This window comes from Vibrio sp. THAF64, from assembly GCF_009363455.1.
GTDB lineage: Bacteria > Pseudomonadota > Gammaproteobacteria > Enterobacterales > Vibrionaceae > Vibrio > Vibrio coralliilyticus.
Genome location: NZ_CP045355.1, coordinates 2,462,244 through 2,487,933, shown reverse-complemented (window position 1 = coordinate 2,487,933; position 25,690 = coordinate 2,462,244). Strand labels below are relative to the sequence as shown.

General features: G+C 44.8%; 24 protein-coding genes and 1 tRNA gene. 10 read left to right on the top strand and 15 right to left on the bottom strand.

The annotated features are described in order from the left end of the window. Positions 1–11: 11 nt before the first annotated feature. The 4 genes from FIU99_RS11390 to nrtS form a co-directional block, all read right to left on the bottom strand. The gene (locus FIU99_RS11390) at positions 12–761 is read right to left on the bottom strand and encodes a putative quinol monooxygenase (protein ID WP_006962967.1); all 750 of its coding nucleotides are present in this window, start codon (positions 759–761) and stop codon (positions 12–14) included. A gap of 168 nt (positions 762–929) precedes the next feature. Beyond that, complete coding sequence (locus tag FIU99_RS11385; protein WP_006962966.1) at positions 930–1,649, bottom strand: EAL domain-containing protein; 720 nt, start codon at positions 1,647–1,649, stop codon at positions 930–932. 37 nt (positions 1,650–1,686) lie between these two features. Next, positions 1,687–2,616 (bottom strand): methyl-accepting chemotaxis protein, encoded by a 930-nt coding sequence (locus FIU99_RS11380; protein WP_006962965.1) that lies wholly within the window; start codon positions 2,614–2,616, stop codon positions 1,687–1,689. Positions 2,617–2,618: 2 nt separating this feature from the next. Next, on the bottom strand, positions 2,619–2,858 hold the full coding sequence (gene nrtS, locus FIU99_RS11375; RefSeq protein WP_050778651.1) for a nitrate/nitrite transporter NrtS: 240 nt from the start codon (positions 2,856–2,858) through the stop codon (positions 2,619–2,621). 426 nt (positions 2,859–3,284) lie between these two features. On the opposite strand from nrtS, the gene FIU99_RS11370 reads away from it, so the two are divergent. Next, positions 3,285–5,198: a methyl-accepting chemotaxis protein gene (locus tag FIU99_RS11370; RefSeq protein ID WP_039952572.1), complete on the top strand. Its 1,914-nt coding sequence runs from the start codon at positions 3,285–3,287 to the stop codon at positions 5,196–5,198. Positions 5,199–5,354: 156 nt separating this feature from the next. Here the strand turns inward: FIU99_RS11370 and FIU99_RS11365 are convergent. The 3 genes from FIU99_RS11365 to FIU99_RS11355 all read right to left on the bottom strand — a co-directional run bounded on the left by FIU99_RS11365 (position 5,355) and on the right by FIU99_RS11355 (position 7,542). Next, positions 5,355–5,431: transfer RNA gene (locus FIU99_RS11365), tRNA-Pro, on the bottom strand. A gap of 53 nt (positions 5,432–5,484) precedes the next feature. Further along, positions 5,485–7,290 (bottom strand): DUF3413 domain-containing protein, encoded by a 1,806-nt coding sequence (locus FIU99_RS11360; protein WP_006962963.1) that lies wholly within the window; start codon positions 7,288–7,290, stop codon positions 5,485–5,487. Positions 7,291–7,317: 27 nt separating this feature from the next. Further along, on the bottom strand, positions 7,318–7,542 hold the full coding sequence (locus FIU99_RS11355) for a YejL family protein (protein WP_006962962.1): 225 nt from the start codon (positions 7,540–7,542) through the stop codon (positions 7,318–7,320). Positions 7,543–7,627: 85 nt separating this feature from the next. Here FIU99_RS11355 and yejK point away from each other — a divergent pair, with 85 nt between their 5' ends. After that, positions 7,628–8,629 carry a nucleoid-associated protein YejK gene (gene yejK, locus FIU99_RS11350; RefSeq protein WP_006962961.1) on the top strand — a complete coding sequence of 334 codons (1,002 nt, stop codon included), beginning with the start codon at positions 7,628–7,630 and terminating at the stop codon, positions 8,627–8,629. Positions 8,630–8,738: 109 nt separating this feature from the next. Beyond that, positions 8,739–9,971: an Hpt domain-containing protein gene (locus FIU99_RS11345; protein WP_006962960.1), complete on the top strand. Its 1,233-nt coding sequence runs from the start codon at positions 8,739–8,741 to the stop codon at positions 9,969–9,971. Between the two features lie 58 nt (positions 9,972–10,029). Here the strand turns inward: FIU99_RS11345 and FIU99_RS11340 are convergent, their stop codons facing one another. Next, entirely contained in the window at positions 10,030–10,632 is a 603-nt protein-coding gene (locus FIU99_RS11340; RefSeq protein WP_253899442.1) for a bifunctional 2-polyprenyl-6-hydroxyphenol methylase/3-demethylubiquinol 3-O-methyltransferase UbiG, read from the bottom strand. A gap of 217 nt (positions 10,633–10,849) precedes the next feature. Here FIU99_RS11340 and FIU99_RS11335 point away from each other — a divergent pair, with 217 nt between their 5' ends. After that, positions 10,850–11,278, top strand: a complete 429-nt coding sequence (locus FIU99_RS11335) for a VOC family protein (RefSeq protein ID WP_006962957.1) — start codon at positions 10,850–10,852, stop codon at positions 11,276–11,278. 47 nt (positions 11,279–11,325) lie between these two features. Here FIU99_RS11335 and nhaC read toward each other — a convergent pair whose 3' ends face one another. After that, on the bottom strand, positions 11,326–12,759 hold the full coding sequence (gene nhaC / locus FIU99_RS11330; protein WP_006962956.1) for a Na+/H+ antiporter NhaC: 1,434 nt from the start codon (positions 12,757–12,759) through the stop codon (positions 11,326–11,328). A gap of 448 nt (positions 12,760–13,207) precedes the next feature. Between nhaC and asd the strand changes: the two genes are divergently transcribed. Next, complete coding sequence (gene asd, locus FIU99_RS11325; protein WP_039952568.1) at positions 13,208–14,323, top strand: aspartate-semialdehyde dehydrogenase; 1,116 nt, start codon at positions 13,208–13,210, stop codon at positions 14,321–14,323. 102 nt (positions 14,324–14,425) lie between these two features. Here the strand turns inward: asd and FIU99_RS11320 are convergent, their stop codons facing one another. Then, complete coding sequence (locus FIU99_RS11320) at positions 14,426–15,268, bottom strand: ion transporter (protein WP_006962954.1); 843 nt, start codon at positions 15,266–15,268, stop codon at positions 14,426–14,428. Between the two features lie 51 nt (positions 15,269–15,319). Next, the gene (locus FIU99_RS11315) at positions 15,320–15,958 is read right to left on the bottom strand and encodes a YchE family NAAT transporter (RefSeq protein ID WP_006962953.1); all 639 of its coding nucleotides are present in this window, start codon (positions 15,956–15,958) and stop codon (positions 15,320–15,322) included. Positions 15,959–16,595: 637 nt separating this feature from the next. Between FIU99_RS11315 and adhE the strand changes: the two genes are divergently transcribed. Further along, on the top strand, positions 16,596–19,298 hold the full coding sequence (gene adhE, locus FIU99_RS11310; protein ID WP_006962952.1) for a bifunctional acetaldehyde-CoA/alcohol dehydrogenase: 2,703 nt from the start codon (positions 16,596–16,598) through the stop codon (positions 19,296–19,298). A 204-nt stretch (positions 19,299–19,502) separates the two neighbouring features. Here the strand turns inward: adhE and minE are convergent, their stop codons facing one another. The 3 genes from minE to minC are packed head-to-tail and all read right to left on the bottom strand — an operon-like array spanning position 19,503 to position 21,262. After that, positions 19,503–19,766 (bottom strand): cell division topological specificity factor MinE, encoded by a 264-nt coding sequence (gene minE / locus FIU99_RS11305; protein ID WP_006962951.1) that lies wholly within the window; start codon positions 19,764–19,766, stop codon positions 19,503–19,505. Then, positions 19,767–20,579, bottom strand: a complete 813-nt coding sequence (gene minD / locus FIU99_RS11300) for a septum site-determining protein MinD (protein ID WP_006962950.1) — start codon at positions 20,577–20,579, stop codon at positions 19,767–19,769. Positions 20,580–20,599: 20 nt separating this feature from the next. Beyond that, positions 20,600–21,262, bottom strand: coding sequence for a septum site-determining protein MinC (minC, locus tag FIU99_RS11295; RefSeq protein WP_006962949.1), 663 nt, complete (start codon positions 21,260–21,262; stop codon positions 20,600–20,602). Between the two features lie 162 nt (positions 21,263–21,424). Between minC and FIU99_RS11290 the strand changes: the two genes are divergently transcribed. From FIU99_RS11290 to FIU99_RS11275, 4 genes are all read left to right on the top strand, one after another. Then, positions 21,425–21,706, top strand: coding sequence for a YcgL domain-containing protein (locus FIU99_RS11290; protein ID WP_006962948.1), 282 nt, complete (start codon positions 21,425–21,427; stop codon positions 21,704–21,706). Between the two features lie 61 nt (positions 21,707–21,767). After that, complete coding sequence (locus tag FIU99_RS11285; protein WP_006962947.1) at positions 21,768–22,739, top strand: lytic transglycosylase domain-containing protein; 972 nt, start codon at positions 21,768–21,770, stop codon at positions 22,737–22,739. Between the two features lie 50 nt (positions 22,740–22,789). Further along, on the top strand, positions 22,790–23,737 hold the full coding sequence (locus tag FIU99_RS11280; protein WP_006962946.1) for a LysR family transcriptional regulator: 948 nt from the start codon (positions 22,790–22,792) through the stop codon (positions 23,735–23,737). A gap of 222 nt (positions 23,738–23,959) precedes the next feature. After that, positions 23,960–25,159, top strand: a complete 1,200-nt coding sequence (locus tag FIU99_RS11275) for a NupC/NupG family nucleoside CNT transporter (protein WP_006962945.1) — start codon at positions 23,960–23,962, stop codon at positions 25,157–25,159. Between the two features lie 34 nt (positions 25,160–25,193). On the opposite strand, the gene FIU99_RS11270 is transcribed toward FIU99_RS11275, so the two are convergent. Next, positions 25,194–25,442: a YkgJ family cysteine cluster protein gene (locus FIU99_RS11270; RefSeq protein WP_006962944.1), complete on the bottom strand. Its 249-nt coding sequence runs from the start codon at positions 25,440–25,442 to the stop codon at positions 25,194–25,196. Positions 25,443–25,690: the final 248 nt, after the last annotated feature.

Below are 25,690 nucleotides of genomic sequence, written 5' to 3'. Positions count from 1 at the left end.
ATTCTCGCTGATCAGTGCTGGAGCAACTCAATGACTTGGTAAGTTTGGATACCAGCGAGTACGCCTTGCTCCCAACCACCTTCAACTAGAGTTGAGGCATGTTGTTTCATTGCAGCAGCAACGCCGCCATTAAAGTGCGCATCAACTCCGGCTTGATCCGCGAAGAAATCTACGATGCCGAAGCGATCATCGCCAAAATGAATGGCAAACCAATGGACTGTGCCGGGCTCTTGCGTTGTTACGATGTGAGCGCCTTGCTTGAGTAATTCCGCGAGCTTTTGTTCTTGACCTGGCTTTGCCTTCAAGGGGATAAAAGTGGCAATCTTGATACTTTCCTGCGTATTTTTGCCGACTTTTGAAGCAATAATGTCAGCATTGTGGATGTTAGGTAGCACGCCGTCGTTCCATCCACCTTTAACTAGTGTTGCAGCACTTTCACTCAGTGCTTTCGGGATTTTTCCAGCAAAATGCGCATCCTGAGCAGCTTGAGAGCCAAAAGCGTCGAAGATCACAAAGGTGTTTTTATCTTCGGTTTGAAGTGCAGACCAGAACAGTGTGTCAGGTTCGTTGTCCTGAACGAGCTGTGCACCAACCGAAAGGAAGTCAGCAAGGGCGGTGTTTTGTCCCTGTTGAGCGGTAATCTCAATAACGCTTGCTCTTGTATGAGTGTGTTCCGTGGTTGCAGCGTTTGCCCCCATAGTAACTGCAAGAAGCGAAAGGGCAGAACAAGCGCGAGTGATTGTGTTGAGTGGTTTTAACATCTGGTATACCTCTTCAAGTTAGGTGGATTTGTTCGACTTGAAGCAAAGTATACTTGTCAGCATTTTTGGATAAATACAGCAGAAACTGATTTATAGTCTCAATAAATAGAACAATAAGAACAAAAAAACCAACGATACATCTTTAGTTGATGGTTGGAGTTTGGTTCTTCAGATGAGTGGCCGTGGCTTATCAAAAAGATAGCCTTGTGCGAGGTCGATATTCAGTTGCTGCGCCATATCGAGTTGGGCTGGCTCTTCAATCCCTTCAGCCAAAACCGCGCCGCCGTAGTCATGAACGGCTGTGACGACGGTTTTAATTTCATCGACCAGAGTAGAATCAAACGTAAGCCTGCTGACGATTTTTATGCACAGTTTAACCACCTCTGGTTTAACTTCATCGATCAGCGCCAAATCAAAGAATCCACAGCCAACGTCATCAAGCCAAAACTGGTAGCCCCGTTTCCTCAATTGAGCCATTCGTTGTTTTATTGGCTGCCAGTCCCTTATCGGTAAGTGTTCGGTAAGCTCGATCTTAATTTTTTCGGCGAGCGGATAGCGGCTAAGTATCTGGAATACGGTCTCATCTAACAATAGGTTAGGAGTGAGGTTAACGGTGTAACACCCTATGGGAGCGTGGGCGACAATGTTTTCAAGATGAACGTCGAGGATGACAATTTCCAATTGCCTGCTGAGTTGCTGTGATTGAGCTGCAGCAAACAATTGATCGGGGCGATGCCACAAGGAATCTGAAGGACCACGAACCAAAACTTCATGCCCATAGGTAGTTTGGCTCTTAAGATCTCTAATAGATTGAACATATGAAGATAGTGAACGCTCACTTAAGATATCATTCAGTGAGATAGAAACACTCGTTTCAATTTTATCCATGTGGCTCCTCTCCTTATTTGCTCACACGCTAACGGTGTTAAGCGCTTTCCTTTCGACCTGCGTGACCACCTAGCTCCAGATAAGATAAAGAGTTGACGATTTGTTCCGCGAGTTCATGGTTATTACCTGAAAGGCTGATTGACAGCTTGGTGTCTTCAACTAAGGCTTCCATGTTTTGCTTAACCGTATTTGAGTCTGACAGCTGCGCTTCAATGGCATCCATGATGGTTTTGGAGGAGGTTTTACTTTCAATCGACATGTCCATCAGGTTCTGCATTTTTAGCATGGTGTCTTTAGTGACTTCTGAACTGAGAATAATGACGTCCTCGACTTCTTTTTGCTTATTGAAAATGCTGTCTGATATTTTTGAAATCGACGCCATTTCAGTATCGATACTCTCTGCTGACTGGTTCGCTGTGTTCGCTAACTGACGGACTTCGTCTGCGACTACCGCAAAACCGCGACCGTGCTCTCCAGCTCGAGCCGCTTCAATCGCGGCATTAAGCGCTAACAAGTTTGTCTGTGCCGCAATGCCTTTGATGGAATCCACCAATTGGGTGACGTTCTTGTTTATCTCATCTAATGATTCAAGAAGGTCACTGAACTGACAGATCTTTTCCTTAGAAACCAGCACCTGTTCTTCCAAAAGCTCCAGCTTATCGATGGTATTGGCTGCAGTTTCAGCCGTTTTGCTGGAATATTGGTGACTCTCACAAGACAGTTTATTAATGCTTTCCGATTGCTCGATAAAGTGATTGACCAGTTCGTAGCTTTGCTCGATAGATTCAGCGCGACTTCGGGACGCTTTATGGACATTGGCCGCATTGACGTGAATTTTCTTTGCATAGTTGGTGGGATCATTCTGTTTGAATAGCGAGTACTTATCAGAGATTTGCTCTAATTCTTCGAGGTGACTGGTTTTGACCTCAACAATATCTGGAGACTGTTTTTTAAAGGAAAATTTCATGATTAGGCGGCCTTGTTTCGTGATTGTAGAGTTGCAGAAACGCTTGCTTGGGTAGATACACAAAAAGGTACGCAGTAAGTCATTAATATCTTGATAACCAGTGTTGCGTCGATGTTGTTGGAGAGCAATTTGTCGCCGTGATTAATGAACATAAGAATAGTGCCAACTATAAGAGAAACCTTTAGCGAGCGTTTTAGTATCGCGGGTTCGCCTGCGGTTTTAAAAAACTGAGCTAGATACATCTGCAACCTCTGTTTGGATTAATTATTGTTCTGGTGAATCATATACCCTGTTGAACGATCGTTCAAATTGATAGTAGTGATCAACGGCAACTTACGCAAAGCTAATTGCTGCATATTCAATAGCTAAAGGTTCTATGTATCGTTGAGATCGTTTGTCGAACAGGCTGTTTGATATTGGTGACTAAAAGCGCTGAAGCCTTATTTAGCTGGCTTCAGTTGTCATGAAACATCGAGGAACGATAAACGGTATTTTTTCGGGCTCGAATACGATTAATCTTCTATTAACTATCAATACTTACAATGACTTAGAAAGATGTTGTTAACTTTGTTAATAGTGTGATCGGCGTAAAAATTTAGATGAAAACAAGGAGCATTATGCAATTGCGATGATACATTTGTCTCACTTATGAAACAGTGGTAAAGGATATGAGTGTTTTAAACAGTTTTAAGGGCAGGATCGTTGCTGTTGTCATTCTCTTACTGACAGCATCACTTACGGTTTCTAGCTTCCTTTCTTACAGGCAAATTTCTTCGTCGATTCACGAGCGAGTGAATGAATACTCGATGCTAAAAATCAGCACAACCAGCGATACGATCTTAACTTGGATTGATTCGATAAAGTCCGGGCTGGTGGCGAATGCGCCTGATTTTGTTCCAGACTACGACGATGACCAAATCTTATTGATGATCAGACAGATCGCAAACACCTCTCCTGCATCGGATATTCTGGTTGGCTACGAAGATGGCCGTTCTTATGGCAATAACAGTGGTAAGCGAGATTTAGCCAAGTATGACCCGCGTACACGTGATTGGTACCAACTTGCAAAGCAGAAGCGCGGTACGATTGTCACGGAAATCTACAGTGATGCTTTGACCAAGAGTCTGATGGTGAGTGTTGCAGAACCTTTTTACGCACAAGGTCAGCTAAAAGGGGTCTTGCTGGCCGATATCGAATTGAGTTTATTGGATGAGCTAGTCAGAAAAGCCCCTTTCCCAGGTGCGATGATGGGTCTATATGACCACAACAGCCTAACAATTGCGTCTAACGGCGAAGTAGATGTTCCCGGTGAAACAAAACTGTATGACTTTGCGGAATTAAATCCTTTGACCGACGCTTTGCTGTCTCAGCCGACAGGGATGAAGGATTATAGTTTAGGAGGTATCGAGAAGGTCGCTTTCTTCCAGACAATTCAATTGGATGAGAACAACAGCTGGCATTTGTTGGTCGGGGTGAATAAATCCGTTGCTTATGCCGAAGTTGACGAAGCACTGAAAAATTCACTCTATACAGCACTGGTGTTACTCGTTGTCGCTTTTATCATCTTGTTCGTCATTCTCAATTATGCCTATCGTCCAATTCTAGCGTTAAAGAGTACTGTCCTCGATCTGTCTCAGGGCAATGGCGACTTAACACGTCGTCTTGAAGTCAAAACTGACGATGACTTAGGCCAGATAGCTCAGGCAGTGAATACCTTCATTGGTAACCTGCAATCAATGATGCTGGAAGTGTCGAAATCGTCCAATCAAATTTCAGGCAACATTGATCTATTAAAATCGCAGACCGACAGCAATGCTCAAGTGCTGACATCTCATGCGATGGAAACCACACAAGTGGTAACGGCGATGAATGAAATGAGTTCAACAGCCGAAAGCGTTGCACAAAGTGCATCTCAAACCGCGGAGTTTACTCGTGTAACCAATGATGAAGCCGAGCAGTCGAAACTGGTCGTTGCCAGTGCCGTTCGCAGTGTTGCTGACCTGATCGAAGAAGTTGAGTCGATGGCGAAAAGTATTCAGGCTATGAACGAAGACTCGCAGAAGATAGGCTCTGTGTTGATGGTGATCGGTGAGATAGCTGATCAAACCAATCTGTTGGCACTGAACGCGGCGATTGAGGCGGCGCGAGCAGGTGAGCAAGGGCGTGGCTTCGCAGTGGTGGCGGACGAGGTTCGCGCTTTGGCTGCCCGAACTCAACAAAGCACCTCTGAGATCAACAATATGCTGGATAACCTTAACGAGGGCACCAGAACGGTTGTTAAAGCGATGGATGACACTAAACAGCGTTGTCAGGAAACGGCTGAGACGACGGAGAATGTGAATGAGAGCCTGGATCGTATGGTTAACTCTATCGTGCGTATTAATGATCTTGGACTTGAAATCGCGACAGCAGCAAGTCAGCAAAATGCGGTGACAGAAGAAGTCAGCCGTAATATGACGACCATTCAAAGCATGGTCGATGAGCTCACCAGTAATGGTTCACAAACGATGGAGAGTACATCAGACTTGTCCAAAAACAACCAACAGCTTTCTCAGATAGTCGCTCAGTTCAAGCTGAGCTAATACTGTTGATGTTCAGTTCGATGATTCTAAAGCCGCCGTTGAGGCGGTTTTTTATTGTTAGCTATGGTGAGTTGATCTGACGAGGAGTAGAACGACAAGGGATACAATCAGCCAAAAACAAAAAAGAGAGCCGAAGCTCTCTTTTTCTAGGTGTAATGGTCGGACTGACTGGATTTGAACCAGCGACCCCCGACACCCCATGACGGTGCGCTACCAAGCTGCGCTACAGTCCGATGCCAATAATCTACCCATAATTTACGACGAGGTCAATTACTAAGGTTATGATTTAGTTACTTTTTACGTAAAAACGCTGTAGCTCTGTCAGACCTTGCATTAAAACTGGCAATGTCGGATTTTCGTCTTTCAGGCGTTGGTAATTACTGTCATACAATTTGTAGTTACCAAACTTATCGATCACCGTTGTGTCTTTGTTTGTGATCAATGCCAACTCTCTTGTGTCGCCTGCAAGAATCCATTTTCTAGAGCGTTCATCAAACAGGTTTTGACCGCTGCTGAAATCTGATGGGTTAGAAGATACACCCAGTAGATCCTGCAGAAGAGTCACAGATAAATCAAGGTGGCTAGTGCGGTGATCGTATTTTCCGGCGACTTTGCCTGGCCAGTGAATAATCATTGGCACTTCAAGTTGATAACGGCTGTAGTTACTGTTTGAACCCCAGCTATTGGTCTTAGTTTCGTTAAACTCAGTACCATGATTTGATGTGATGACAATAACTGTTGAGTCACCAATATCCAGTTCTTTTATCTTCTCGAACAGCACGCCCAGTTCTTCATCGGCGTTGTTCACAGACGTGTGATAGCCCTGTTTCAAGGTCTCTAACGTAGACGTGTTGTTGCCTGTTTCGTTATAGGCGCTAAAGTTATCGACCGTTGTGAGTTCAATAAAGCTAAACCAAGGTTGCTTCTTCTGCTGAGACACCCACGTTGCCCAAGCATTAATGGCTTGAGTATCAGGTGATGTGCTGTCATTAAAGGCAATGCCAGTAAAGTTCAGACCACGGAAGACGGTTTCACCATAAAGCGTATCATCGAAGTTATCGCCACTGAACAAGCCGAAGCTGTACTCTTTATCGAGCAGTGTATCAAGCAAGATTGGGCGAGAACCTTGAGTTTTGATGCTGCTGACATAGCTACTTGGCAGGCCATAGAACAAACCAAACACGCCGAAAGTATCGTTGCTGGAGCTATAGTGATTCGCAAAGTTGAGGTTGTTCGAGGCAAACTCAGCGGCATTTGGCATCAACTGCGGCGTCAGGACATCACCACGTAGGTTATTAACACTGACAACCAGTACATTGAGCGGGTTCGCTCGACGGTTGAATTCAAGCTTTTCAAGAGGATAGCGAACCAAATCTGTGTTCGCTTCACTCTCTTTGAGACGTTGAAGGTATTCTTCTCTATCCAATAAACCATGACGCTCCATAAAGGACTTCGCCGTCATTGGGTACGAAAGAGGGAAGTTGGCTTTTTGCGCCGTAATTGGATTGTAGAAATAGGCATCAGCCCAAACGTAAATCAAATGGCTGGTAATAAAGCTGACAAAGAATAATGCGGCAATTGGACGACCGACATGTTTGTGAGACAGACGACGTTGCTTACGCCACACCCACTCTGATAGCGCCAGTTGTAATAGGAATATCAGTGGAAGTACAACAAACAAGTGCTGTAGATCTATGCTGATCGAACTGCCTTCCTCACTAAACAACACTTCCCAGACGACAGGCGTGAGGTGGAGGTTAATTTTTTGATAGGCTTGAGTGTCAATCAGAAGCACCGTCAATCCGACGGTGGCAAAGCAAACCGCCACTAAGCGAAATAGCTTGCGTGACGGTATCAAGAAGGTTAGCGGAAACAGAACCAGTAGGTAGAGTGCAAAAACGAGGAAACCGAAATGCCCCACCCAAGATACTGCCAGATAGAATTGTCCTAAAAGGGTTTCGGGCCAGGGAGACTGAGTGATGTAACGGGTACCAATTAACATGGCCGCTATGATGTTGAAAAAGGCAAACCAATGCCCCCAACCCACTAAACGCGATACGCGCTCGCCGTATGTATTTCCGTTATCTACCATGTACTGTTCTATTGTCCGTTTATTTTTCTAGTGAGTGTTTTCTTCAATAGAAGACAACAGCGCCTGAGCAAATTTTTCAGCAAGTGCTTTACGTTGTGAAGCATTAACGTTTTGATTTAAGACATTGGTAGCGATATTTCCCGCAATCATCAAAGATAATTCCGGACCCGCACCGTGTTTGTCTAACACTGCAGCCACTTCTGATAGAATAGCTTCAACTTTGTCGTCGCTGTATTTAGATGTAATCGGCATAAAGACTCTAATGGTGATAGTAAAGCGGCTTATGATAACCTACAATGCGTCGCAACTGAAACCTACACGACGATAAAAATTCATCATGAGTCTTCATCTTTCAAACGTTATCTTACACCAGCTACGAAAAAACGATTCAGACGAACTTGTTGTTAACTTCCGAGCTGACTCTCTGGCTAATGACGCATCGACTGAAAACCTAGTGGCTGAGCTTCATCGTGTCTTTAATTCAAAAGCTGGCAAAGGGTTCGGCTCATTCAAATCTGACAGCGAATTCCAGAACTGGTTGCATGAACTTCGTAAAGGTGAGAGAAGCTTCTATGATTTCTCACAAGAAAGTGCAAACCGTCTGAAAGATGAGTTAAGTAAGTACCCGTTTGCTGATGAGGGTATTCTGGTCATTGCTGAATATCAGTCTCTGGCGACAGATTACCTTTTTGTTGCCATCATTCCTTCAAATGAAAGCCTAAAAGTGACAGAAGGTCTCGAAATTAGTGCGACTGATTATCTAGATCTGAGCAAAATGGATATCGCAGCGCGTATTGACCTGACCAGTTATGAGACTGACAAAGAGTCAAACCGCTACCTTGCCTATATTAAAGGTCGAGTTGGGCGTAAAGTCGCAGACTTTTTCCTTGATTTCTTGCAGGCGGAAGTAGGGCTCGATACTAAGCAACAAAACCAAGTTCTGATGCAGGCGGTTGAAGATTTTTGTACAGACTCTAAGTTAGAGAAAGATGAAGCCATCAGCTACAAAAAGCAGGTAGCGGACTACTGTAACGAACAGATTAAAAGTGGTGACGAAGTTCAGGTTCGTGAGCTGTCGGGTGAGTTACCTCCCTCTCAGGATGGTACCAGCTTCCTTGATTACACGCAGGAACAAGGTTATGAACTTGAAGAAAGTTTCCCAGGCGACAGAACGGCAGTACGTAAACTGACTAAATATGTTGGTGCAGGCGGTGGCCTAACGATTAACTTTGACAGCTTGCTGCTTGGCGAGCGTATTTTCTATGATCCAGAAACCGATACACTGACGATCAAAGGTACGCCACCAAACCTGCGTGATCAGCTGACACGCAACCGCTAATTCCTCACTAAATCAGGACTAAGTCGAAGAAATATGCACTTAGTCCTACCTTTCTCAAACTTTGCGTATATGCTTGTAATTATGGAATTTATTTAAAGACGAGCATGACATGGAACGCAAAGCGCTCAAGCTGAGTTGGCTGATTATTGTTGTCTGGGTGATAGGGACAACAGTGCTGTCTCTAAGCTATCGCTCAAACGTAATGACAATGAGCCAAGTCGGAGAATTGAGTAATAGCATAGATGAACTCAAGTATTCCTTGTTTCAAGAGCCTGCCTACAGAGCGGAATTGACCGATGGCCAGTCTCTCAACTTACAGCTTATCTACGCTCTTCGCCTCCAAATTGAAGCGACTTATGAGCAGAGCTGGCTGACACCAGACATTAACCAACTGCTTTATACCACCGATCGATTTATAGAGCAGACCAAAGTCTTCCTTGATAATGAACTTGCTTTAATTTCGTTGGTGGACCAAGTTCGGTTTATTCGCGCAAAATACCAAGACAACAATGAGCTGATGTCACACTCTTACCATTTGAGTGCGAATGTTTTAGAGGCTTTGTTCAGCTCCAACAGATCCAATCCTCAGGTTTTCCGCGAGCTTGATCAGCTTTACGTAGCATCTGAATCTCTTCCAGCGCTGCAAAAGCAAGATCTTCAACAATTGCTGTCACAAACTTCAGCTGTATTGGGTAGCTATGCGCAAGGAAGTTATGTCATCGAGAAAATGATGACACATTCCATTCACACCCAGATCAATGTAGTCGAATCGCAATATCAGTCACAGCAGCGTAATCTCGTCATTGGCGGTGTCATTTTTAGCGGAATTTGTTTGATAGCGATGATGCTCATTACTTATCGATTTACAGGAGTCCAACGTATGGTTGAGCGTTCAGAAAAAGTTGCAGATAACTCTCAGAAAGAGGTTCAATCTATAGTTGAAACAGCTAAAGAATCAGCACCCATGGTTACTGCAGCTGCTGCGTTGGACGATGGTCCAGAGATTGATTTAGACGGCATGCTTGATTCATTGGGAAATGACTACGAATCGGTGTGTATGTTGCTACAGGTATTTGTCGATGACCATACTGGAGACGCTGAACGAATCACTCAGTTGCTCAATGACTCCCCTGAAGAAGCGTTGCGTAAAGCCCATAGTCTAAAGGGGGTTGGTGGTAATTTAGGCGCACTAAAACTTCGTGAATCAGCAGGTAAGGTTGAGCAGGCAATTAAAGATGACATTGGTTCTGTGTCAGGTTTGTTGGATGAGCTCAAAGCTCGTTTGGATAAGGCGATTCTTGAAGCACAAACGTTTCTTAACGAACAAGATGCTAATGGTTGATTCAACTAATTAGTTGAAATCGAGATATAAATACAGCAGAGAGCAAAGGCTCTCTGTTTTATTTTCTAAGTACCAAAGTAAAGTCAGCGTCAGAGTAATCGTCAATTAAAGTGACATTAGGTGTTGCTGTTTGGCAAAACTGCAATACCTCAAGCTTGTTATAGGCTTGCAATACCTGTTGGTCAGGAAATGCCTCAATGTTAAGAAGATTAAAGATAGTTGCCTCTTTGCATGCAGAGAACATACGCATAATCATCTCGTTCAGGTAATCTGGGTTTTTCGTTTGGTAATTCAGTGATCCACTGGCGACGATGATGTCCATCTCCGGTAAGGTTGCTCGGCTGATGTCGGCGAATTTAAATCGGCATTGTGAGGACCCTATCCGCTTTCTAGCTTGGTGAAGGAAAGACCAATGTTGGTCGAAACCGAGATAAAACCCAGGGCGTTGGTTCTCTGAAAGGTAGTCATACAACTCTCCCAGCCCACAGCCGAGATCCAACACACGTTTGCCTTTGAACTTCATGTTTCGGGCGAAAGTCTCGAAGCGCACTTGTTGTTCTTCATGGCTGGACCAGCCTTGCACCTTATGATTTGTCCCATTCCAACGCCGAATTCTTTCTTTATGGAATAGGTAGATTTTCAAGCGATCGACAAGATGCATAATGCTCAGAAAATAAAGGATGATAGATTCAGGTTACCCGTTTTCACTGTTGGTGCAAGCGAGTATTTTCTCCGCCTGCATCTCATCAAATTAAATTTAAAAAAGTGCTTTACCTAAAGTTAACTTGAGGAATTAGAGTTAAATCAGTGAAGACAAGATTAGGCGGTAACGCGCTGATTCTTAAATTAACTATCTAATTACTCAAAAGGACTGAATTATGAAAGGCTATGTTGAGCACGCAAATATTGGTGTTGTTGATCCAAACAAAACGGTGAAATTGCTAACGACAGCTTTACCAGAATGGAGAATCCGTGGTGGAGGTGAATACGTTAATGGTCAGGGTGAGACGATTCAGTGGTGTCACGTCGGCGATGAAAACTCTTACATAGCACTTTCTTCAACAGGAAAAGGGGAGGCGCCGGATTGGCAAACACGATTCACTGGGGTTAAGCACGTTGGGATAGTGGTAACCGATCTAGATGCGATGGAAGCAAGGTTGGCTAAGCAAGGCTATTTTGTCGATCATCGAGGAGATGAACACCCTCATCGCAAGAACGCCTATTATATGGATGATCATAACTTGCAATTTGAGTTTATAGAGTACCTCTCAGAGCAACCAGAACAGAAGAACGATTATTCGTTATAGAGTTAATAAAAAAGCGCCGTTTTGGCGCTTTTCTTTTTGGTTATCTATCAAGCGGTTTGTTTGCTTAACTCTGGTGTATCTTCTGCACTCGCTGGAGCTGTGGGTTCGCACTTATCGACAAACCAACCCATGTACGAGGTAATAATCGTTACCAAAATACAAACAAAACTTAGCCACATAAATGGCGCGTATGAAAGTGTGGCGACACCTAAGATGCTTGCCATATAGATACCGTTGTCACTCCACGGAACCATGCCAGATGTTAGCGTACCGCCGAATTCGGCATTTCGTGACAGGTTCTTACGCTTGTAGCCAAGGCGATCGTAGTTTTTCGCGCAGATCTTCGGAGTGAGGATCAGGGAAACATACATCGCAGAGCCAAACACGTTGCCTAGGAAAGCAGTACCAATAGTGCTGGTTGCCAGTGAACCTGAACTCTGGACACGGCGCTCAAACAGTTTGGCGATGGTTTCCAATACGCCGACTTTGTCCAATAGACCACCAAAGCCCAGACCAAAGACGATCACAGCGACAGAACCTAACATAGAAGACATACCACCACGGTTGAGAATTGAGTCGATAAACCCAACGCCAGACTCGATATGGAATGGTGCCCACGCAGTATTAAATGCCTGAAGGAAGTCAACATCTTGAATCATCACCGCCCAGATAATCCCCAGTAGTGAACCAAAGCTGATCACTGGGAAAGACGGCATGCGCATCGCTAACAGGCCAAGTACGATCATGACAGGGACGAACGAGTATGGCGTGATGTAGAACTGACTTTCCATGGCATCGATGACTGACTGCACTTGTGTCATGTCAACATTACCGGCGTAGTGGAAGCCAAAAGCAGTAAACATGATACCAGTGATGATGTAACTGATCAGAGCAATCGGCAGCATACCTTTGATGTGCTCAACGACTTCAACGTTAGACATTGATGAGGCCAAAATTACGGAATCCGAAAGCGGAGACATTTTATCGCCAAAGTAACAACCTGACAGAACAGCACCTGCTGTGATTGGTGCGGGAACGCCTAGACCTTGGCCAATACCCATCATGGCAATACCAGCAGTACCAGCTGCACCCCACGATGTTCCGGTTGCAAGTGCGGTCAGGGAACAGATGATCATGGTCGCCAGAAGGAAGATAGACGGATGAATCGCTTTCAGGCCGTAGTAGATGATGGTTGGAACAATACCGCCTGAAATCCAAGTGCCGACCAAAGCGCCGACCGCTAGAAGAATTAAAACAGCACCTAGACCATTAGAAATGCCATTAAGCGCTGCTTTTTCTAAATCTTTATATTGGTGACCGAGACGAACACCAAGAATCATGATGACAAACCAGCCTATATAGAGTGCTAGCTGAATAGGCAAATCCAATTGGGCGGTGAAAGAGAAAGCCATTAGCAAAAACAAACCAAGCGCAGCGATAACTTGCAGCAGGCTTGGTAAACGGGGAGTGAGTTGCGTCATGCAGAGCCTCTTATATGTGTTATATGCCATATGCTCCTATGTGTATGGGGAAGGAACATATAGAGAGTGTTTACTCGTTTGGGTACTGGATGCACTTTACATTACTCGGAATAATATTTCGAACAAATACAACTCCGATGTGATTTAAATCTATTGATGTATTTTTTGCCAGTTAAAAATATTAAAAATGGTTAAATTTAATGGTTTGAAATGAGTTATTTTGTGAATGGTATGTGGCACGTAAATCTCTCTTATGTACACTAAATCGCATGTTTTGTTGTAACTTGTTGATGGTGAGCAAAGAAGCGACAAAAAGCCATTTGGTGGAGATATTTAAAAAAAGGATGCAAAAGTTACAGAAATAAGTGAATTTTTCCTTGAGATTTTGTTGGGAAAATTGAAATATTGAGGAATTCCTTTTTAAAATATCGTACACGGAGAGTTGAGAATGAGAGTAGGTTTAGTCGGTTGGCGTGGCATGGTAGGTTCAGTGCTTATGCAGCGCATGGTTGAAGAAAAAGATTTCGACCTTATTGAGCCGGTATTTTACAGCACTTCTCAGGTAGGTACCCCTGCTCCAAATCTTGGTAAAGAAGCAGGTCTCCTACAGGATGCATTTGACATCGAAAGTTTAAAACAGCTTGATGCGGTTGTTACCTGTCAAGGTGGTAGCTATACAGAGAAAGTCTACCCTGCACTTCGTCAGGCGGGATGGAAAGGGTACTGGATTGATGCGGCATCAACGCTGCGCATGGCTCAAGACTCAATCATCACTCTTGATCCGGTGAACATGGCTCAGATTCAGCAAGGCATCCATGGTGGCACCAATACGTTTGTTGGTGGTAACTGTACAGTGAGCTTGATGCTTATGGGCTTGGGCGGTCTGTTTGAAAAAGGCTTGGTTGAATGGACCAGTGCGATGACTTACCAAGCCGCATCTGGTGCGGGTGCGCAGAATATGCGTGAGCTGATTTCTCAAATGGGCGTTATCAACGACTCAGTAAGCTCAGAATTAGCAAACCCATCAAGCTCCATTCTTGATATCGATAAAAAAGTGGCTGACACCATGCGCAGCGGCTCATTCCCAACGGACAAGTTTGGTGTGCCACTGGCGGGCTCTTTGATTCCATGGATCGATGTGAAGCGTGATAATGGTCAGAGTAAAGAAGAATGGAAAGCGGGCGTTGAAGCGAACAAGATTCTCGGCTTCCAAGATGCGCCAGTACCAATTGATGGCACTTGTGTGCGTATCGGCGCAATGCGTTGTCACTCTCAAGCGCTGACCATCAAGCTTAAGCAAAATGTACCAATGGATGAGATCGAAGAGATGATCGCTACCCATAATGATTGGGTTAAAGTGATTCCTAATGATCGCGACATCACTGCAGAAGAGCTAACACCAGCGAAAGTGACTGGTACGCTGTCGATTCCAGTCGGCCGACTACGTAAGATGGCAATGGGTGATGACTTCCTTAATGCCTTTACTGTAGGTGACCAACTACTGTGGGGTGCGGCAGAGCCACTGCGTCGCACACTACGCATCATCCTTGCTGAAAAAGCATAGTTTTCAAAGCGAAGAACCATCTCATTCTTGAGGTGCAAGCTTTGTATAAAGGAAGGGTTGACGTATAACGTCAACCCTTTCGTTTTTCCTGTTGTCTATTTTCTAGTCTTCTTCGACAACTATCCTTTGGTCAGGGTCGGCCAACTCACTTCCACAATGTTTGCAATGCATGGCATCTGACTCATGTCCTGACTTAGAGCAGTTTGGGCATTTGACCAAAGACTTGTGGGTGCGCATTTCTTGATTGAGCTCGGCGGTGATGATCCCTGTCGGTACGGCCAATATAGAGTAACCAAGTAACATAGTGATGGATGCAACGGCTTTGCCCAAATTGGTTTGAGGAACAAGGTCACCATATCCGACAGTTGTGATGGTGACGATTGCCCAGTAGATACTTTTAGGGATGCTAGTAAAGCCGTTTTTCGGCCCTTCAATGACAAAGATCAGCGCACCAAAGATGGTAACAAGGATGGCGACCGTACTGAAAAAGATGAAGATCTTTCTTCTCGCCATGAGCAATGAGCGCAACAAAATATTGGAGTCTTGCAGGTAACGCACCAACTTAAGTACGCGGAATATTCGCATTACGCGTAGCAACCTGATGACACCCATGAATGACGCAGACGGAAAGAAAAACGCTAGGTATGTTGGCAGAATAGCCAACAGATCGACGACGCCGTAGAAGCTTTTTGCGTAAGCCACGGGTTTTGGAGAGCAATAAAGGCGCAGCAGGTACTCGATAGTGAAGAGAGCGGTGAATGTGTATTCCAAGTAACGCAGCTCTGTTCGCCATTGGGATGCGACCGCTGGAATTGATTCCAGAACCAGTACCAGTAACGATGAAAGAATCGCAATAATTAATGCGATATCAAAGGCACGCCCAGCCTTGGTATGCGTGCCAAAAATAATGATATAGAGATGGTGTTTCAGGGATTTGCGTGGCATGACGGTACTACCTTTTAATCGATAGCGCTAATCATACCTGCAACACTCTTGTCAGGCTAATCCAGGGAATAAGTTACGTAAGCCATTGGCGATAAATTCAATGCCAAGTGCTCCGAGAATCAAGCCCATGATCCTTGTGATAACGTTAATTCCTGTCTGACCAAGAAAACGTACAATCAATGGCGCAGAACGGAACAGGAACCAAGAGCAAAGGCAGAATAAGCTGACGGTAATAATGATGCCGACAGTATCCAGCATGGTCGGGTAACGTGCACCATAAACGATAGTAGAACTGATAGCACCGGGACCGGCCATCAGTGGCATAGCCAGAGGAACCACGCCAATTTGCTCGCGGCTGACATACTCGGACTTCTCCTGTTTGTTCTGCTTATCTTCACCTAACTTACCGCTCATCATTGAGAAGGCGATACTAAGTAGAAGTAAGCCACCAGCGACACGGAATGAATCCAACGAAATACTGAACATATCGAGCAGCATCTGACCTGCCAGTAGAGATACGATTAGAATCACGGCGACGGCGAGATTCGCAGTTGCTGCGGTCTTATGTTTTTCTTCCAGCGTCATATGGCCTGTTAGAGAAACAAACACAGGCATAATTCCGACAGGGTTAACGGCTGCGACTAAGCCCAGAAAGAACTGTAAAAAAATTGCGATTTCGAACGTTTGCATTGCGTGTGCCTACACAAAGTAAAGACCAGAACAGGATCACCAGAGTGATAGGCGGAATATAGTCGAAAATTTGCTGAGTCACGAATGAAAAAATCTAAAGCTAATCTGAATTCATTACTGAGAAAATCTAATTCCTGACAGAAACGTAAACACTAATGACATACTTTGTTACGTACAATATGTGTGCAGTTTCCTTCGATTTACACAAACGTTAACATTTGCACATTTTTGATAAAAAAAAGGAGGGACTATAGTGCCTCATTTACGATTGGATATAAGCTTAGTAGCACAACATTAGTGGACCACATGTAAGTTGATGGTCAAGAAATGAAACTTTTTTACAGTTTGTGTGCGATTCGATATCTGAGATACGTAATAGCTGTAAATTTATCTCGTGTTTGGATTTCTTTTTATTTTTTAAAATTCAACTAGTTAGATTTTATTTTTGATGTGGGATACCACTTAGTAGGTAAATAATATTTCAGAACTGATCTGGGTCAATTTTTTTCACAACCTGAAATAATATAATCAGCTCTGAAAGCAATTTACTAAGAAACACTGTTGAATCAACTAACAACGAGCACACAGTTTACTTACTAAAAAGTTTTTAATATTTGTTAATTTTAGGAGATTCCCTATGCCTGTAACTAATATGGCTGAACTAGATGCAATGATTGCACGCGTTAAAAAAGCGCAAGAAGAGTTCGCGACATACTCTCAGGAGCAAGTCGACAAGATCTTCCGCGCAGCGTCTCTTGCAGCTAACCAAGCACGTATCCCGCTAGCTCAACAAGCGGTTGAAGAATCTGGTATGGGTATTGTTGAAGATAAGGTAATCAAGAACCATTTTGCCTCTGAGTTTATCTACAATAAATACAAAGACGAACAGACTTGTGGCATCCTAGAAGAGGATGACAACCTAGGTACTATGACTATCGCTGAGCCTGTAGGTATCATCTGCGGTATCGTACCAACAACTAACCCAACTTCTACTGCAATCTTCAAATCTCTAATTTCTTTGAAGACTCGTAACGGTATCATCTTCTCGCCACACCCACGTGCGAAGAACTCTACTAACGACGCAGCAAAACTTGTCCTAGATGCAGCAGTTGCAGCGGGTGCTCCAAAAGACATCATCGGCTGGATTGATCAGCCATCTGTAGAGCTTTCTAACGCTCTAATGAAGCACGATGATATCGCTCTTATTCTTGCAACTGGTGGACCAGGCATGGTTAAAGCAGCTTACTCTTCTGGTAAGCCAGCAATCGGTGTAGGTGCAGGTAACGTTCCTGTAGTTATCGATGAAACCGCTGACATCAAACGTGCTGTCGCTTCTATCCTAATGTCTAAAACTTTCGATAACGGTGTTGTATGTGCTTCTGAGCAAGCTGCAATCGTTGTTGATTCTGTATACGACGAAGTAAAAGAACGTTTTGCTTCTCACAAAGCTTACGTTTTGACTAAAGCTGAAGCAGAGAAAGTTCGCAAAGTTCTGCTCATCGATGGTGCACTAAACGCAAAAATCGTTGGTCAACCAGCTCCAGCAATTGCTGAAATGGCAGGTGTTAGCGTTCCAGCAGACACTAAAGTGCTGGTAGGTGAAGGCCTAGGCAAAGTGTCTTACGATGACGCATTTGCTCACGAGAAACTGTCTCCAACTTTAGGTCTATTCCGCGCAGATGACTTTGAAGATGCCGTGGCACAGGCTGTGACTATGGTTGAGATTGGCGGTATCGGCCACACATCTGGCCTATACACTAACCAAGATGTTAATGCAGACCGCATCCGTTACTTCGGTGACAAGATGAAGACCGCTCGTATCTTAATCAACATCCCGACAACTCACGGTGGTATCGGTGACCTGTACAACTTCAACGTTGCACCTTCTCTAACTCTAGGTTGTGGTTCATGGGGTGGTAACTCAATCTCAGAGAACGTAGGTCCTAAGCACCTAATCAACAAGAAAACTGTAGCGAAGCGAGCTGAAAACATGTTGTGGCACAAACTACCTAAGTCTATCTACTTCCGTCGTGGTAGCCTTCCAATCGCACTGAGCGATCTAGAAGGTAAGAAACGCGCATTCCTAGTTACTGACCGTTTCCTATTCAACAACGGTTACGCTGATGACGTAGTTAGCCTGCTTAAAGCTCAAGGCATGGAAGTTCAAACGTTCTTCGACGTAGAAGCGGATCCAACTCTATCTGTAGTAGAGAAAGGTGCTGAAGCGATGAAGAGCTTCCAGCCAGACACTATCATCGCGCTAGGTGGTGGTTCTCCGATGGATGCAGCGAAAATCATGTGGGTAATGTACGAGCACCCAGATACGCACTTCGAAGAACTAGCAATGCGCTTTATGGACATCCGTAAACGTATCTACAAGTTCCCTAAAATGGGTCAAAAAGCTGAGCTTGTTTGTATTACTACAACTTCAGGTACGGGTTCAGAAGTTACTCCATTCGCGGTGGTTACTGACGACAAGACTGGTGCTAAGTACCCACTAGCTGACTACGAAATTACGCCAAACATGGCTATCGTAGATGCAAACCTTGTTATGAACATGCCTAAGTCTCTAACAGCATTCGGCGGTTACGATGCAGTAACTCACGCTCTAGAAGCTTATGTATCAGTCCTAGCAAATGAATACTCTGACGGTCAGGCTCTACAAGCACTTAAGATGCTAAAAGAGTACCTACCATCAAGCTACGCAAATGGTGCAGCTGACCCAATTGCTCGTGAGAAAGTGCACAATGCGGCGACCATCGCAGGTATCGCATTTGCGAACGCATTCCTAGGTGTATGTCACTCTATGGCGCACAAGATTGGTGCTGAGTTCCACCTACCACACGGTCTGGCGAACGCACTACTAATCTCTAACGTAGTACGTTACAACGCGAACGATAACCCAACTAAGCAGACTGCATTCTCTCAGTACGACCGTCCACAAGCACGTCGTCGTTATGCTGAAGTAGCTGACCACCTAGGCCTTAGCCAAGAAGGTGACCGTACTGCTCAGAAGATTGAACGTCTACTAGCATGGCTTGATGAGCTAAAAGGTAACCTAGACATCCCAATGTCTATCCAAGCTGCTGGCGTTTCTGAAGCGGACTTCGTTGCTAAACTTGATGAGCTAGCGGTAGAAGCGTTCGATGACCAGTGTACAGGTGCTAACCCTCGTTACCCTCTGATCACTGAGCTGAAAGAAGTTCTACTAGCGTCTTACTACGGTAAAGCGTTCGTTGAAGGTGATACTTTCGAAGGTACGACTGTTATCAAAAAGAAAGCAGACCAGGTAGCCGCAAAAGCAGCGCCAAAATCAAAAAAAGCAAAAGCTAACGCATAAGTAGGAGCGTTAGTGTTGAGATAGGTTTTCGCTAGCACGAAACCTAACTATCGGGAAAAGGTTTAGCCCCAATCGAAAGGTTGGGGCTTTTTTTCGTTATAAGAATTGCTGAAAGGTGCTGATAGAAGTTACGCGCGGTAAAACTTGCAGCCATTAAAAAAGCCAATGCTCTCGCATTGGCTTTTAAATTCTATTTCACTGGTTTTACTTCTCGTCTTCCGGAAGTTTTACATTCAGCTCCAGTACAGAAATATCGTCATCTTTGTGTTCAAAAGAGAGATCAACCATAGAAGGATCCACAGCGACGTATTTACCAATTACCTTCAGAATGTCCTCTTTGAGCTGTGGCAGGTACGAAGGTGACGGGTCACCCTGACTACGACGTTCTGCAACGATGATTTGCAGACGCTCTTTGGCTAAATTGGCAGACGTTTTCTTCTGCGGGCGGAAAAATTCAAGTAATGACATTTAGCCTCCGAATAGTCGTTTGAAGATCCCTTTCTTCTGCTCGGTTAGGAAGCGGAAATCCACTTGTGATCCTAATAAGCGCTCGACAGTGTCGTCGTAAGCCATACCCGCGTCTGTCTCGTTATCGAAGATCACTGGTACACCTTTGTTTGAAGCATTCAGAACCGCCTGACTTTCAGGGATCACGCCAAGCAGTGAGATATGCAGAATCTCTTCGACATCTTCTACGCTCAGCATTTCACCTTGTGTAACGCGTGCTGGATTGTAACGGGTTAGCAGCAGGTGCTGTCTAACTGGCTCTAGTCCTTCTTCAGCACGGCGAGACTTCGAGTCCAAAATGCCCAAGATACGGTCTGAGTCACGAACCGAAGAAACTTCAGGGTTCGTTGTTACAATAGCTTCATCTGCAAAGTATAGCGCCATCAGTGCGCCTTGCTCGATACCTGCCGGAGAGTCACAGATGATGAAATCAAAGCCCATTTCATCCAGTTCATCAAATACACGGCGAACCCCATCGCGAGTCAGTGCATCTTTATCACGCGTCTGAGAGGCAGGTAGAATGAAGAGGTTGTCTGTACGTTTGTCTTTGATCAATGCCTGATTAAGCGTGGCTTCACCATTGATTACGTTCACGAAATCGTAAACTACGCGGCGTTCACAGCCCATGATCAAATCTAGGTTGCGTAGACCGATATCAAAATCGATCACTGCGGTTTTCTTTCCTTTAAGTGCCAGGCCTGAAGCAATAGCGGCACTTGACGTGGTTTTACCTACACCACCTTTACCTGACGTGACAACAATAATGCGTGCCATTATGTGTTCCTTATTAATCTTTAAACGGTTAACAACTCGAACTTGAGCGAGTCATTGTCCAAACTGAACATAACTTTCTTCTGCCAGTATTCATCAGCAAACTGTTCTGTGAGCCAATAGTGACCGGCAATTGACATTAATTCGGCATTAAGCTTATTGCAGATGATCACTGCGCCCGTGTTGCCACTGGCGCCAGCAATCGCACGACCACGGAGTGTTCCGTGAATGTGAATAGAACCATCTGCAATAACCTCGGCACCCTCACTGACGTGGCTTAACACTACCAGATCACAGTCCTTGGCGTAGATCTGCTGACCAGATCGTACCGGAGTGCGAATAATCTTGGTTGGTGCCATTTTTGCTGGAGCCTGAGAAGGGGATTTACTGGCTGACATAACAGCAAAACCAGCCTCTGAAGCCAGATTCTGAGTGCGTTTATCGCGACCGCCTGTCACACCAACTGGAATCATTCCAGCGTGTGAAATCCCTTGTTTTAGTCTCGCAAAGTCAATATCACCATCAACTTTTGAAATATTGATGACAACAGGGGCTTGAGCGAAGAAAGCCGGCGCTTGTTCGACTTTTTCACTGAGAAATTGGAGTGTGTTTTCAACATCGTTATTTGAAAGGTGTAAAACGGACAAAGTAAAACTACTACCTTTCAGGTCCGGTGAATTCGACATCTTTTTTTGGGAACCTCGTAAGGACGTTGCCTGAGACTAGGGTTGTCATGTTATATTCCCACAATAAGCACAGCAAGTTATCTTGCGCTCAATTGAGTGTTTTGCTCTCAAAAATAGCGAAACATTGACGTTCTCTGAATCTAAACAGACAAAAGGCTTCCCATGCTTTGTGCAATTTACAAAAGTTCTAAAAAAGAAGGCGCGTACCTATATATCCCGAAAAAGGATGATTTTTCACAAGTTCCTGACACATTGATGCAAATGTTTGGCAAACCTACCATGGTCATGATGGTGAATTTGGACGGGCGTGAGCTGGCTCAAGTCGACATTGAAAAAGTGAAGCAATCGATGAAAGATGAAGGCTTTTTCCTTCAGTTACCGCCACCGCCAAAGAACCTGTTGGACGAATACAAAGAACAAAAAGCGCGCCAGCAATCAGAATAATTTCTCTCATCTATAATAGGGAAGTTGTTGGCGAATCATAATGTTGCTCAAGGAGGGCAATGTGAAAAAATTATTGTCAGTCATACTAGGTGCGACGATTGCGAGCTCAGCTTGGGCTAATGAGCTGAGCTTTGAGCAATACGTTGAAGGATTAAAACAAGAGGCGCGACAAAAAGGCATCTCTGAGCAAACAATTTCTGCGGCTTTTGAGGACGTGACGTATAAACCACGGGCCGTGAAAGCCGATCGTAACCAACCAGAAAAAAAACTCACGCTGGATGAATACATTCCTCGTGCAGTGCCTGACTGGAAAGTAAAACAGGCCAAAGAGTTGTACGTGAAGCATAAAGAAGAGCTGCAGCGTATTGGTGAGGAATATGGCGTTCAACCTCGATTTATTGTCGCGCTTTGGGGCGTTGAGAGTAATTTTGGTAAATTCACTGGTAATTACAGTGTGATTGATGCGCTGTCGACCATGGCTTATGACGGTCGACGTGAAGCATTTTTCCGTAATGAAGCCATGGCAGCGTTAACGATTCTTGATGAAGGGCATATCAAGCCTGAGAACATGAAGGGCTCATGGGCAGGGGCGATGGGCCAGTGCCAGTTTATGCCGAGCTCTTTTCTTTCTTATGCCGCGGATGGCAGCGGTGATGGCAAAAAAGACATCTGGGATAACGAAGCCGATGTATTTGCTTCCGCAGCCAATTACTTGAGCCAGTCTGGCTGGACCGATTCCTATACTTGGGGGCGTCAGGTTAAGCTGCCACACGGTTTTGATACCAGCATTCAGGGTCGCAGTGAAGAGAAAGGGAAATACCTTCAGGAATGGAGCAAAATGGGGGTCACTCGCTATGACGGACGCCCACTGCCTCAATTGGATGAAGATATTAAAGCTTGGTTGATTGCCCCTGATGACGCCAATGGCCGCGTTTATCTGGTATACAACAACTATAATGTGTTGATGAAGTGGAATCGCTCTTATTATTTCGCTTTAGCCGTCAGCCATCTGGCCGATAGAATCGCACTTTAATTGTTTTGATTAGGAGCTCTTCGGAGCTCCTTTTAGTTTGTGGAGTCCTTGTGCTGTCTGATCGCGCGTCTCAAATGGTGGTGTTTGCCGCCTTACTTACTCATAAAAACTTTACTCAGGCCGCCAAGAGTCTGGGTGTCTCTGTTTCACATGTCAGTAAGCAACTGGCTCTGTTGGAAGAGTCGCTAGGGGTTAAGTTAGTCCAACGAACCACAAGGACTTTTACGCCGACTGAGGCAGGAGAACAGTTTTTCTATCATTGCCAGAAAGTGGTGCGAAGTGTTGAAGAAGCACATCTGGAAGTTGAAAGCCAAAAAGATGAAGTGGCGGGGTTGATTCGAATCGGCTTATCGCAGTCGTTTGGTACCTTACATATTCTTCCTGCGATTGATGAGTTACGGTTGCAACACCCAAACCTGCAAGTAGAGATGCATTTGTTTGACTACAAGGTCGACATGTTGCAAGAGGGGCTTGATCTCTGGATTACCAATAACGAGATGCTGCCGGAAGGATATGTCGCACAGCGGTTAGCGGACAGCCAGTTCGTAGTCGCGGCTTCGCCAGAGTATCTGATGAACTATGACACCCCTCATCACCCGAATGATTTGGTTGATCATAATTGTTTGATTTATCGAAGTTGGGAGCGCGATTATACCAGTTGGGCATTTTCCAATCGTGACGATCAAATAAATGTAAAGGTGTCTGGAAATTACTCGGTCGATCTGGCCGAAGCAGTTAGAGATGCGGCTGTCGCTGGATGGGGAGTCGCTTACCTTGCCACTTATCTGATTCGTGACGAGTTTAAACAAGGTCAGCTGATTCAGCTTTTACCTGAGTGGTTACCTAGTCAGAACATGCCATTTTATGCGGTTTACCCTAGCCGCCGTTACCTGCCGACTAAGACAACAGCAGTAATTGAGTTCATCAAGAAGAAAATTGGTTCACCTTGCTACTGGGACAAACGATTGTCTCCCTATATCCACCGATCTAAAGCCTGATTTTCGCCCTGAGATTATTTCTGTTTTTGGAAACATTTTTTCTTTATGGAAATAATAAGAAAAAGCAAACGTTTATCTTGATATAAAACAGCAGCTTAATGCGTTGATTAAAGTTTAAGTTGTGGAAAGTAAACCGGATTTTAACAACTTGGATTTGCATCTCATTTGTAACGGAATATTATCCGACGCCATTCTTAATGCCCCTTTTAGTCGGATATTTCCATGAACTCGATCCTCGGAATCATCGCCATTCTTGCACTGGCATGGCTACTTTCTACCAACAGAAAAAATATTAACCTGAAAACGGTATCTTTAGCATTTGCTCTGCAGATTACCTTTGCGCTGTTAGTCCTCTATGTACCGGCAGGTAAGGAAGTGCTGAACAATGTCACCGGAGCGGTGTCGAATCTGATCAACTATGGTCAGGAAGGGATTGCCTTTTTGTTTGGTGGGTTGGCAACCGGTGGCTTTACCTTTGCCATCAACGTGTTGGGTATTATCGTCTTCTTCTCTGCGTTAATCTCCGGTCTGTATCATATTGGGCTAATGCCGAAAGTGATCAATGTGATCGGCGGCGGATTACAAAAACTGCTGGGAATAGGCCGTGCAGAATCTCTGTCTGCGACGGCAAACATTTTCGTCGGTATGATTGAAGCGCCTCTAGTAGTAAAGCCTTATCTGCGCCAGATGACCGATTCACAGTTTTTTGCTGTGATGACAGGCGGTCTTGCATCTGTGGCTGGTGGTACACTGGTCGGATACGCGTCGCTGGGCGTGGACCTCAACTTCCTTATCGCGGCAGCATTTATGTCAGCCCCTGCAGGTTTGCTGATGGCAAAAATCTTGGTTCCTGAAACGGAAAAAATAGACGCTCAGGTTGAAATAGACAATGTCGATATGCCACGCGCGACCAATGTTGTTGAGGCGATGGCGGATGGTGCGATGTCCGGCTTACGAATTGCTGTAGCCGTTGGTGCCACCTTGCTAGCATTTATCAGTGTGATTGCCATGCTTAACGGCATGCTGGGCTGGATAGGTGGTCTGGTAGGTATGGAGCTAAGTTTTGAGCTCATCTTAGGCTACTTGTTTGCACCTGTTGCTTGGCTGCTGGGTGTGCCTTGGAGTGAAGCGATTACGGCAGGCTCTCTGATTGGCAACAAAGTGGTGGTTAATGAATTTGTTGCCTTCATTCAGCTAATGGAAGTGAAGTCTCAGCTAAGTGAGCATTCACAGGCGATTGTGACGTTCGCTTTGTGTGGTTTCGCGAATATTTCGACAATGGCAATGCTGATTGGTGGACTGGGTAGCTTGGTGCCTGAGCGTCGCAGCTTTATTTCCCAGTATGGGTTCCGTGCCATTGCAGCAGGGGTAATGGCCAACTTAATGAGTGCATCAATCGCTGGTGTGATACTCAGCCTCTAAAACGAAAAAGCCGCTTTATGATAAAGCGGCTTTTTTATGTCAGATTTTCAAGCTCAGTAATGTTGTCGATCGCTTGCTGGTTCGTACTACCACAGACGACAGGACAGGGTTTAAATTCGTGGCACACTTTCGGTCTTTCTGGTTTACCAAACAACTTACACAAATTATCTTCATTGAGCTGAATACATCTTGTCCCAGCCGGCTTACCTTTCGGCATACCCGGAATCGGGGAGGAAATACTTGGCGCGATACAACACGCTCCGCAGCCTAATCGGCATTCCATATTGACGGTCTCATCAAAAACAGGGGCGCGATAGTAGCAAAAAAGATTGCCTATAGCAGTATAAAGTTCATTCGACACATTACATTTTTACTTAATGTCATTCATGACTTGGTCGCCCATATAACTGTGGTGTGAGTAAAAGCAGCTCCGCTCTAATTTATATTTTTGTTAGTTTTATGCGTGTTCCACTAAACTTAAAGGTTAGGGGAAACGCTTTTTAGGCGTTTTGAAATGAAATATACAATCAG